At 73.1% G+C, this 9,753-nt stretch carries 12 protein-coding genes; 5 read left to right on the top strand and 7 right to left on the bottom strand.

Annotation, left to right across the window (positions count from 1 at the left end; genetic code table 11):
- Positions 1–153: 153 nt before the first annotated feature.
- Positions 154–633: an arginine decarboxylase, pyruvoyl-dependent gene (locus VKG64_07455; GenBank protein ID HKB24877.1), complete on the bottom strand. Its 480-nt coding sequence runs from the start codon at positions 631–633 to the stop codon at positions 154–156.
- A 290-nt stretch (positions 634–923) separates the two neighbouring features.
- Between VKG64_07455 and speD the strand changes: the two genes are divergently transcribed.
- The 4 genes from speD to VKG64_07435 are packed head-to-tail and all read left to right on the top strand — an operon-like array spanning position 924 to position 3,117.
- Positions 924–1,319, top strand: coding sequence for an adenosylmethionine decarboxylase (gene speD / locus VKG64_07450; protein ID HKB24876.1), 396 nt, complete (start codon positions 924–926; stop codon positions 1,317–1,319).
- Positions 1,316–2,236, top strand: coding sequence for a polyamine aminopropyltransferase (gene speE, locus VKG64_07445; GenBank protein ID HKB24875.1), 921 nt, complete (start codon positions 1,316–1,318; stop codon positions 2,234–2,236). Before speD ends, speE begins: the two co-directional genes overlap by 4 nt.
- A 10-nt stretch (positions 2,237–2,246) precedes the next feature.
- The gene (locus VKG64_07440; protein HKB24874.1) at positions 2,247–2,513 is read left to right on the top strand and encodes a DUF4321 domain-containing protein; all 267 of its coding nucleotides are present in this window, start codon (positions 2,247–2,249) and stop codon (positions 2,511–2,513) included.
- Positions 2,514–2,532: 19 nt separating this feature from the next.
- Positions 2,533–3,117 (top strand): Maf family protein, encoded by a 585-nt coding sequence (locus VKG64_07435; GenBank protein ID HKB24873.1) that lies wholly within the window; start codon positions 2,533–2,535, stop codon positions 3,115–3,117.
- Here VKG64_07435 and VKG64_07430 read toward each other — a convergent pair.
- Complete coding sequence (locus tag VKG64_07430) at positions 3,095–4,066, bottom strand: ABC transporter substrate-binding protein (GenBank protein HKB24872.1); 972 nt, start codon at positions 4,064–4,066, stop codon at positions 3,095–3,097. The genes VKG64_07435 and VKG64_07430 overlap by 23 nt on opposite strands.
- Here VKG64_07430 and VKG64_07425 point away from each other — a divergent pair.
- Positions 4,053–4,781 (top strand): hypothetical protein, encoded by a 729-nt coding sequence (locus VKG64_07425; protein HKB24871.1) that lies wholly within the window; start codon positions 4,053–4,055, stop codon positions 4,779–4,781. The two genes, VKG64_07430 and VKG64_07425, sit on opposite strands and share 14 nt — an antisense overlap.
- 163 nt (positions 4,782–4,944) lie before the next feature.
- Here the strand turns inward: VKG64_07425 and murG are convergent, their stop codons facing one another.
- From murG to VKG64_07400, 5 genes are all read right to left on the bottom strand, one after another.
- Positions 4,945–6,054: an undecaprenyldiphospho-muramoylpentapeptide beta-N-acetylglucosaminyltransferase gene (murG, locus tag VKG64_07420; GenBank protein ID HKB24870.1), complete on the bottom strand. Its 1,110-nt coding sequence runs from the start codon at positions 6,052–6,054 to the stop codon at positions 4,945–4,947.
- Positions 6,044–7,153, bottom strand: coding sequence for a D-alanine--D-alanine ligase family protein (locus tag VKG64_07415; protein HKB24869.1), 1,110 nt, complete (start codon positions 7,151–7,153; stop codon positions 6,044–6,046). The genes murG and VKG64_07415 overlap by 11 nt, the downstream gene beginning before the upstream one ends.
- A 122-nt stretch (positions 7,154–7,275) precedes the next feature.
- Positions 7,276–7,713: a hypothetical protein gene (locus tag VKG64_07410; protein ID HKB24868.1), complete on the bottom strand. Its 438-nt coding sequence runs from the start codon at positions 7,711–7,713 to the stop codon at positions 7,276–7,278.
- Positions 7,714–7,715: 2 nt separating this feature from the next.
- Complete coding sequence (locus tag VKG64_07405; protein ID HKB24867.1) at positions 7,716–9,062, bottom strand: replication-associated recombination protein A; 1,347 nt, start codon at positions 9,060–9,062, stop codon at positions 7,716–7,718.
- Positions 9,062–9,721: an HAD family hydrolase gene (locus tag VKG64_07400; protein HKB24866.1), complete on the bottom strand. Its 660-nt coding sequence runs from the start codon at positions 9,719–9,721 to the stop codon at positions 9,062–9,064. Before VKG64_07400 ends, VKG64_07405 begins: the two co-directional genes overlap by 1 nt.
- Positions 9,722–9,753 lie beyond the last annotated feature (32 nt).

The following is a 9,753-nucleotide window of genomic DNA, read 5'->3' as shown; positions in this document are numbered from 1 at the left end:
GTCCGAGGCGAGCCGGAGGTCGCGCGGGCCGTCCTCGGCGCCCTTGCGGAGGTTGACCCGGCCGACGAACGGGATGCCGTAGACGATGATCTTCGAGTTGGCGAGCGTGCCCTCGCAGGCGATGAAGCGGGGCGAGACGGGGCGCATGCGCCGCTACGCGAGGTCTTCTTCGGCGAGCAGGACGACCGCGGCCAGGACGCACCCGACGCGCGCGACCGTGTGCTCGACGGCGAAGACCTTCAGCTCGCGAATCGGCTCGCCCCGGACGGAGAACGCCTCCTCGAGCATCGCGCGGACCGCCCGCTCGGCGTCCCGGCGCGTGGCGGCATCGTGGAACTCCATGATGACGCCGGGCTTCGACGCGTCGTCGGGCAGCGCGTAGCCGACGGCGGCGGCTACCGTCTGGCCGGGCACGTCGCTCGTCATCGCGGCGTACGCCGTCGGGATGAGCGCGCCCGGCTTGATTTTCGGAAGGTCCACGATCGTGACGTCGGGCGGGATGATGCTCGAGACTTTGATGAGGTTGACGTTGCCGAGGCCCGCCGCCAGCAGCGCGTTGTCGAAGGCGTTGAGCGGAGAGCCGCCTTCCGCGCTGCCGACCGCCGCCGCCGCCATCGTGACCGTCTTCGACATCGATCCTTCGTCACTCTACCGGCCGCGCGACCGGATGCAAGAGGAAAGTGCGGATCGGGGGCCGCGGCAGGGGCTCGGAGCGGCGTCGCGCGGGCGCCGCGAGCCGCCTTCCGGGCCGCCGACGGGGCCCGAAATGGTGTTTTTTTCTTGCAATCGAAAAACGTGGGCCATACAGTGAATCAAGTTTTTGTCATAGAGCGAAATTTTTTCGGCGCGGAACGGCGACGCGATGACCGCGTCGCAGGAGAGGTGCGGTAGATGGCCGGATCGCAGAAGGGAGGGCCACTCGATTGAACGCCCTGGGACGACACCTGCTTCTCGAGCTGTTTGATTGCGACACCGACGTGATCAACAGCCTCGAGGCCGTGAAGGGGGCCCTGGTCGAGGCAGCGAGACGGGCCCAGGCCACGATCGTCGACGTCGTCTTCCATGAGTTCAACCCCTTCGGTATCAGCGGCGTGGTCGTCATCGCCGAGTCCCATCTCTCCATCCACACCTGGCCGGAGTACCGCTACGCGGCCGTGGACATCTTCTCCTGCGGCGACACCCTGCAGCCCGAGGTGGCCGCCTGCTACCTGGTCGAGCAGTTCTCCGCCGAGCGCACCTCGGTCGTCGAGATGCAGCGGGGCATGTTCCTCAACTCCTCGGTGCCCATCGTGAACAAGGCCTTCGCCGCCGGCAGGTGATCAACCCGCAGGGCTACAAGTGGTTCTTCGAGACCACGACCCCCGCCGAAGGCCACATGCACGCCATCAAGCGGACGGTCGTGGAGGCCCAGACGAAGTTTCAGCACGTCGAGATCATGGAGACGACCTCCTACGGGAAAGTCCTGATCCTCGACGGCAGGATCCAGTCCAGCCAGGCTGACGAGTTCATCTACCACGAGGCCCTGGTCCACCCCGGGCTCCTGGCCACCGACGGCGCCCCGCGGAGCGCCCTGGTCATCGGCGGTGGGGAGGGCGCCACCCTCCGGGAGGTCCTGAAGTATCCCTCGATCGCCCGGGCCGTCATGGTGGACATCGACGGCGAGGTGGTGGAGCTCTGCAAGAAGCACCTGCCGGAGATGCACCGGGGGGCGTTCGACGACAAGCGCACCGAGGTCCGGACGGAGGACGCCCGCGGCTACCTCGAGAAGACCTCCGAGCGCTTCGACTTCATCACCGTGGACCTCGTCGAGCCCCTCGATGAGGGGCCGGCGTGCATGCTCTTCACCAAGGAATTCTACACGCTCGTCCGCGACCGGCTGACCCCGGCCGGGGCGATGACGATGCAGGCCGGCATGACGAAGATCGGCGAGCTGGCCTTCTACAGCACCGTCCACCGGACCCTGCGCGAGGTCTTCCCGGTCGTCGCCGGCTACCAGACCTTCATCTCCTGCTTCGGCACGCCCTGGGGGTTCCTCGCGGCCACGAAGAAGGTGGATCCCCGGCGGCAGGACACGCCGGCCGTGGACAAGCTCATCGCCGAGCGGGTGACGGGCCCGCTGGCGTACTGGGACGGCCAGACCCATCAGCACGCCTTCAGCCTGCCGAAGTTCATCAGAAAGGCCGTTGACGCTCAGACTCGGGTCGTCACTGACGCGAACCCCCTGATCATGGCCTGAGCCCGGCCGTATGGCGGCGGGCCACGGCGTCAAGCTGATCCTCCTGGTGGTCATCGCCGGCCTGCTGGTCGGCTCCCTGCTCGGCGAGTTGCTCGGCAGCCTCCTGCCGGCCGGGCGGCTTCAGGACCTGATCAGCCGGGGCCCGACGATCGGCTTGACGCCTCCCGCGACACTCGACCTCCGCTTCGTCGCCCTGACCTTCGGGCTCGCGCTCAAGATCAACCTCGTCGGCGTCGTCGGGATCGTCATCGCGGCGCTGGCCCTCCGCCGCCTCTAGCCGGCCGGAGCCGGCTCGTCTGAAGGTCATTCTCGCGTCACGCTCCCCGCGACGTCGCGAGCTGCTCGCGAGGCTCGTCCGGGAGTTCGAGGTAGTGCCGAGCGAGATCGACGAGACGCTCGACGGGGACCCGACGCCCGAGGCCGTCGCCCGGCTGGCCGCGCGCAAGGCGCGCGCCGTCGCCGCCCGAGTGGCCGAGGGCATCGTCCTCGGGGCGGACACGGTCGTCGTCCTGGACGGCGAGGCGCTCGGCAAGCCCGCCGGGCCCGAGGAGGCGCGCGCGATGCTCCAGCGCCTCCGCGGGCGGGAGCACGAGGTGATCACCGGGATCGCCGTGGTGGAGGCCGGGCAGGGCCGGGAGGCCTCGCGGGCAGTCGTGAGCCGGGTCCTGATGGCGCGCTACCCTGACGCGACGCTCGATGCCTACGTCGCGTCGGGCGCGCCCCTCGACAAGGCGGGCGCGTACGCGATCCAGGACCTGGGCGGCGCCCTCGTGGCGCGCCTCGACGGCTCCTACAGCAACGTCGTGGGGCTCCCCCTCGAGGAGACGCGCGAGCTGCTCGAGGGGTTCGGCGTGCCCGTCAGCGCGCCGCGCGCGCCTTGAGCGCCTTCTGGAGGGGCTCGGGGTGAAGCATGTGCTCGGGGCGCGGGATCCGGAGCGTGGCGGGGAGCGGCGTGTGGGCCCGGACGATCGTGACCGTCTGCTCGACGTCCTCGACGGTCACGCGCCCGTCGGCGATGGCGCACGCGCGCGCCGTCTCGAGCCGCGCCTCGAACTCGTCCTGGGCGCCGGTCACGCGCCGGTCGAGCTTCGCGGCGAGCGCCGAGGCGCTCGCCGTGCGGATGCGCTCCTCCGCGGCGAGGAGCGCTTTCGCGAGGGCGGTAAGCACGGAATCCCGCGGGCGCCGGTCGGCGCGGACGAAGAGAGCTGCGTTGACCGTCTGCTTGCCGAGGGCCGCGGCGACCGCCGCGGGGGTGCGGAAGTCGGCGAGGAGCTTCGCCCGGCCCTCGCCGATGAGCCGGCTCGCGAGGGGCTCGGGGACGAGCGCCGCATGGAGCTCGCCCGAGTCGATCGCGCCGACGAGGCCGCGCGCGCCCACGCTCAGGAGGTGGACGTCGGCGAGACTCACGCCGTGCCGGGCCAGGAGCCAGCCGAACCAGGCGTGCTCGGGGGCGCCCGGCGTCGTGACGCCCACGCGGAGGCCGGCGAGGTCCTCGACCGAGCGCACGGTCTGCGCGTGGGGGATCGCGGTCAGCAGGGCGACGGGCGGCGCCGCGCTGAGCCCGTAGACGAGCCGCGGCGTCTGACCCGGCAGGCGCGGCCCGAAGCGCAGGAGCGCCTCGAGCGTCGTCGCCGCGAGGTCGGCCTGGCCCTGAGCGAGCGCCTCGGCGGCGCCCGACTCGGCGCGCGTCGTCTTCAGCGTAACGGCGAGCCCCTCCTGGGTGAAGTAGCCCTCGGCCTCGGCCACGCGGATCGGGAGGTACTCGGGTGACGTGGCCGGTCCGCTCACGGCCAGGGTCAGGCTCTGGAGGAGGGCGATGAGGGCGAGCATCGGCTCAGCGCGCGCCGGGCCCGGCGGCCGGAGACGGGTGCCCGGTCCGCCGCGCGACCGCGTGAAGGCGCGCCTGCTCCGCCTCTACCTGGCGCTCACGTGGCGATTCGGGCCGCAGGCCTGGTGGCCCGGCCGCACGGCCTACGAGATCGCGGCGGGCGCGGTTCTCACCCAGCACACGGCGTGGACCAACGCGGCGCGCGCCGTCGCCGCCCTTCGCGCGCGCGGGCGCCTGACGGCGCGGCGCCTGGCGGGGCTCTCGGCGGCCAAGCTCGCGCGCGTGATCCGCCCGGCGGGCACGCCTCGCGTGAAGGCCCGGCGGCTCCTCGCCCTGACGCGCTGGCTGCTCGACCGGGGCGGGTTCGCCCGGCTCCGCCATGAGCCGCTCGGCCCGCTCCGTCGCGACCTCCTGGCGGTGCCAGGGCTCGGGCCCGAGACGGCCGACGCGATCCTTCTCTACGCGGCGCGCCGACCCGTGTTCGTCGCCGACGCCTACGCCCGGCGCGTGCTGGCGCGCCACCGGCTCCTGCCTCGCGGCGCGGGCTACGAGGCCGCGCGCGCCTTTCTCGAGGCGCATCTGCCGTCCGATCCCGCGCTGTTCAACGAGTATCACGCGCTCCTCGTTGCGGTGGGGAAGTCGCACTGCCGCACGGTCCCGCGCTGCGAGCGCTGCCCGCTGCGCTGGGATCTCCGCGGCCGCGCGCCCGCCCGCTGACCCGCGCCCGCGAGTCTCGCCGAGCGCTCGCCGGACGTTCCCAGGCCGGGTGCCTTGGGAGACCCGTAGCTTCTGGGCGTCGCTCGGGCGCAGCGCCACAGGACACGACCGCCGACGATCTGGTCGCTAGCGTGGTCGACCAAGGCACCCGGCCTGGGAACCCTCACGAGTGCTCGGTGAGGAGCGCGACGAGGCGCTCGGTGGCGTCGGGGACGGCGATTCGGCGGGCGCGCTCGCCCATCTCCTTGAGGCGCCGCGGGTCGGCGAGCAGCGCCGTGACCTCGGCGACGAGCCGTTCGGGCGTGAGATCCGACTGCGGAAGCACGGCGGCGCCCCCGGTACGCTCGACGAGTCGGGCGTTCGCCGCCTGCTCGTCGCCGCGCGCCCCCGGCAACGGGATGTAGAGCGCGGGAAGGCCGAGCTGGCAGCACTCGTTCACCGTGCCGGCCCCGGCGCGGGAGACGACGAGCACCGCGGCCGCGTAGACGTCGGCGAGCTCGGCGCCGACGTACGGCGCGACCGCGTAGCGCCGCGCGAGGGCCGGCGGGAGCTCCGCGCGACGCGTCTCGAGCCACGCCCGATCGCCCGTCGTCGGGTTGTCGCCGCACTGGTGGATGATCTGTGCGTGCTCGAGCAGCTGCGCGAGGCTCGCCCCGACCGCCCGGTTGATGCGCTGGGCGCCCTGCGCGCCCCCCGTCACGTAAACGAGAGGGACCGCCGCGTCGAGCCCGAACCGCCGGGCCGCGCGCGCGGGCGAGCCGCCGCGCAGCTCGGGCCTGAGCGGGTTGCCGGTCACGACGACCTTGCGGGCGGGAAAGTGGTGGGTGCTCTCGTCGAAGGTCACGGCCACCCGGCGGGCGAGCCGGGCGCCCAGGCGGTTGGCGAGCCCGGGAACCGACGTCTGCTCGTGCAGCACGATCGGGATGCGGCGCGCGGCCGCCGCGAGCATGACCGGCACGGCGACGTATCCGCCGGTCGCGAACACGACTCGCGGACGAAGGCGCCCGAGCGCCCGGAAGGCCTCCGCCGCGCCCGCCGGGACGTTGACGAAGAGGTCCACGACGTTTCGCCACGTGATGGCGCGCCGAAGCTTGCCCGTCGGGATCGCGTGGTAGGGGATGCCGGCCTCGGGCGCGCGGCTCGCCTCGATGCCGCCGCGCGAGCCGATCCACGCGTAGCCGACGCCACGCGCGGCGAGGAGCGCGGCGACGGCGAGACCCGGGCTCGTGTGGCCGCCCGTGCCGCCGCCCGCGATGACGATCTCAGCCGGCACCCTTATCCTTGTGGCGCTCGAGGGCGAGCTGGATCAAGCGCTCCAACAGGTCCGGGTAGGCGAGCCCCGACGCCTCCCACATGCGCGCGTAGCCGCTGGTGGCCGTGAAGCCGGGGATCGTGTTGATCTCGTTGACGAGCACCCGGTCGCCCTCGAGGAAGAAGTCGACGCGGGCCATCCCCGCGCAGTCCACGGCGCGGTAGGCGGCGAGGGCCAGCTCCTGGATCTTGCGCGTGACCTCGGGCGCGATCGGCGCCGGCACCGTCAGACGCGCCTGCCCCTCGGCGTACTTGGTCGCGTAGTCGTAAAACTCGCTCGCGTAGGTGATCTCGCCGGGGAGCGACGCGACCGGCGCGTCGTTGCCGAGGACGCTGACCTCGATCTCGCGCCCGCGCACGGCGCGCTCGACGAGGATCTTGCGGTCGTGCCGCGCGGCCTCGTCCATCGCCGGCGCCAGCGCGCCCGCGTCGCGCACCTTGCTGATGCCCACGGAGGAGCCGAGGTTCGAGGGCTTGACGAAGCAGGGGAAGCCGAGCGTCTCGGCGACCCGCCGCGCGACGCGGGCCGGGTCCTCCCGCCACTCGCGCCGGGCGACGACGAGGTGCTCGACGACCGGCAGCCCGTGGGCCTGGAAGACGGTCTTCATCATCGCCTTGTCCATGCCGATCGCCGACGCCATAACGCCGGCGCCGACGTACGGGACGTCGGCCAGCTCGAAGAGGCCCTGGATCGTGCCGTCCTCGCCGTACGGACCGTGGAGCATGATGACGACGACGTCGAGGCGGCGGACCTCGGCCGGCAGGCCGCCGGGCGGCTCGGTGCGCGCCAGGCTCTGCGTGCCGCTCTCGACGGCCTCGGCGCGGTCGGCGAGCGCCTTCTTCACGGAGCCCGCGGCGTCGTCCGCGGGCAGGGCCACACGCGCCTCGGCGGCCAGCGCGCGCAACGGCTCGCCGCCGACGACCCAGCGGCCGTCCCGCGCGATGCCGATCGGCACGACGGCGTGGCCGCGCTGCTCGAGCGCCGCGATCACCGACGCCCCGGAGGCCAGGGAGACCTCGTGCTCGCCGGAGCGGCCTCCGAAAACGACGCCGACACGCAGCTTGGTCAGGCCACCCTCGGTTTGCGCCGGCCTCGCGGCACCCGATAAATGTCGCCCACGCGCCAGCGTGGCATGCGAGTCATTCTAGCAGGAACGACCGCGCCGGCCGCCGCGCGGCGGCGTTACCGGGACGCGGCGAGGAGCGCGCGGGCGATGAGGCTGACCGCGCCCTGGACGTGCGGCATCCAGTACCCCCGCGTGAAGAAGCCGACGACGACCAGCACGAGGTACGCGAAGCCCGAGAAGACCCAGAACGGCGCGCCCTTCGCTCCCGCGAAGTTCTGGAACATTCCCGCCAGCGCCGCGGTGACGAACACGATGAGCCCGCCCACCGCCACGATCGCGAGCGGCGTCAGGAAGAGGAGCATGAAGATCATGAAGATCGCGTCGGCGCGGTCCACCTTGGCGGCGAACATCTTCGCGCCGCCGCCCGGGTTCGCCGCGAGCGTCTCGAGCGCGTCGCCGAGCCGGCTCCACGAGAGCAGCCCGAAGTAGAAGGCCAGGAACAGCACGACGAGCGTCATCAGGATCCAGTGCGTGCGCTTGATCCCGAACCACATGGCTAGTCCCGCTCCCGCCGTCGCTCCGCCCGCCAGCGCCGCCAGTCAGCGAGCCGGCGGCCGAGCTCGGCTTCGAGCCCGCGGTCGGTCGGTTGGTAGTACTGCCGGCCGCGCAGCGCCTCGGGCAGGTCGTCCTGGTCCACGCGCGCGTCGCGCGCGTCGTGGGCGTACTGGTACCCCTTGCCGTAGCCGAGGTCCTTCATCAGTCGGGTGGGCGCGTTCCGGATGTGGAGCGGCACGGGCTCGGCGGGACGCTCGCGAACGTCGGCCCGGGCCGCGTCGAGCGCCACGTAGACCGCGTTCGACTTGGGCGCGAGCGCGAGGTAGAGCGTCGCCTGGGCGAGAGCGAGCTCTCCTTCGGGGTCACCGAGGAAATCATACGCTTCCTTGGCCGCGAGCGTGAGCGAAAGCGCCCGGGGGTCGGCGTTGCCCACGTCCTCGGACGCGAAGCGGACGAGCCGCCGGGCCAGGTAGAGGCGGTCCTCGCCGGCCTCGAGCATGCGCGTGAGCCAGTAGAGCGCGGCGTCGGGGTCGGAGTCGCGCAGCGACTTGTGGAGGGCCGAGATCAGGTTGTAATGCTCCTCGCCCGCCTTGTCGTAGAGGAGCGTCTTGCGCTGCGCGGCCTCGCGGATCGACGCCTCGGTGACGCGCCGCCGCCCGCCCGCCTCCGCCGAGAGGAGCACCGCGAGCTCCAGGATGTTGAGCGCCGCGCGCGCGTCGCCGTCGGCGAGCCGCGCGACGAGGGTGAGGGCGGCGTCGTCCACCTCGGGGCCGAGGGCGCCCAGGCCGCGCTCGCCGTCGGCGAGCGCGCGCCGCATGATCGCGACGAGCTCCGCCTCGCCGAGCCCCTGGAGCACGTAGACGCGGCAGCGGGACAGGAGCGCCGCGTTCACCTCGAACGACGGGTTCTCCGTCGTCGCGCCGATGAGGATCACCGTCGCCTTCTCGACGTGCGGGAGGAAGGCGTCCTGCTGCGCGCGGTTGAAGCGGTGGATCTCGTCCACGAACAGGATCGTGCGCGTCCGGCGCCGGGCGCGCTCGCGCTCGGCCTCGGCGACGACCTCGCGGATCTCCTTCACGCCCGAGAGCACGGCGGAGAAGGCGACGAAGCGCGCGCCGGTCACCCGCGCCAGGAGGAAGGCGAGCGTGGTCTTGCCCGAGCCGGGCGGGCCCCAGAGGATCATCGAGTGGAGCTCGCCCCGCTCGAGTGCTGTGCGCAGGACCTTGCCGGGGCCGAGGAGGTGCTCCTGGCCGAGGACCTCGTCGAGGGTCTTGGGCCGCATCCGGTCGGCGAGCGGCGTCGCCGGGGGCGCGACCGCGCCGGGCGCCGGCTCCTCGAAGAGGTCCATCAGCGCGCCTCGCGCCCGTTGCCCCGCGCGGCGAGCCACGCGGGGAGGGCGGCGAGGTCGTCGAGCCGGCCGGCCGGCTCGACGCCCCAGCGGCGGAGCTCCTCCTCGCGCGGGCGGTAGGCGAGGAAGGGCACGCCGACGGCGGCCGCGGCGAGGCCGTCCACCCAGGAGTCGCCGACGACCACCGAGTCGGCGGCACGCTCGGCGCCGTCGACGCGGTCACAGATCACGCGCCAGCCGTCGGGATCGGGCTTGAGCGCGCGCATGTCGTCACGGGTCACCACGAGATCCAGGAGGGCGGCGAGCCCGAGGCGCTCGAGCGCCGGCAGCGTGAGGGCGCGCGCGTTGTTGGTCCAGAGCGCGGTGCGGAAGCCGGCGCGACGCGCGCCCGCGAGCGCGTCGAGCGCGCCCGGCTCGACCGTCGCGGCGTCCATGGCGCGGCCCTCGTGCGCGAGCGCCACCTCCCACACCGCCCCCTCGAGCTCGGGCGCGCCCGCCTTCGTCCACTGCACCAGCTCGCCGACGCGCCAGCGCTCGGGGCGGGGCGGCAGGGGCCCGCGGGCGCGCTCGATGAGCGCCCGCATGTCGACGGCCATCGCCGCCAGGTCGAGCGGTGTGCGGATGAGGGTGTGGTCGAGGTCGAACACGCACAGCGCCACGTCCTGACCGTACCACAGCCGTGCTACGATGA

This window comes from Candidatus Methylomirabilota bacterium, assembly GCA_035260325.1.
Taxonomy (GTDB): domain Bacteria; phylum Methylomirabilota; class Methylomirabilia; order Rokubacteriales; family CSP1-6; genus AR19.
This window is presented reverse-complemented; position numbering and strand designations above follow the sequence as displayed.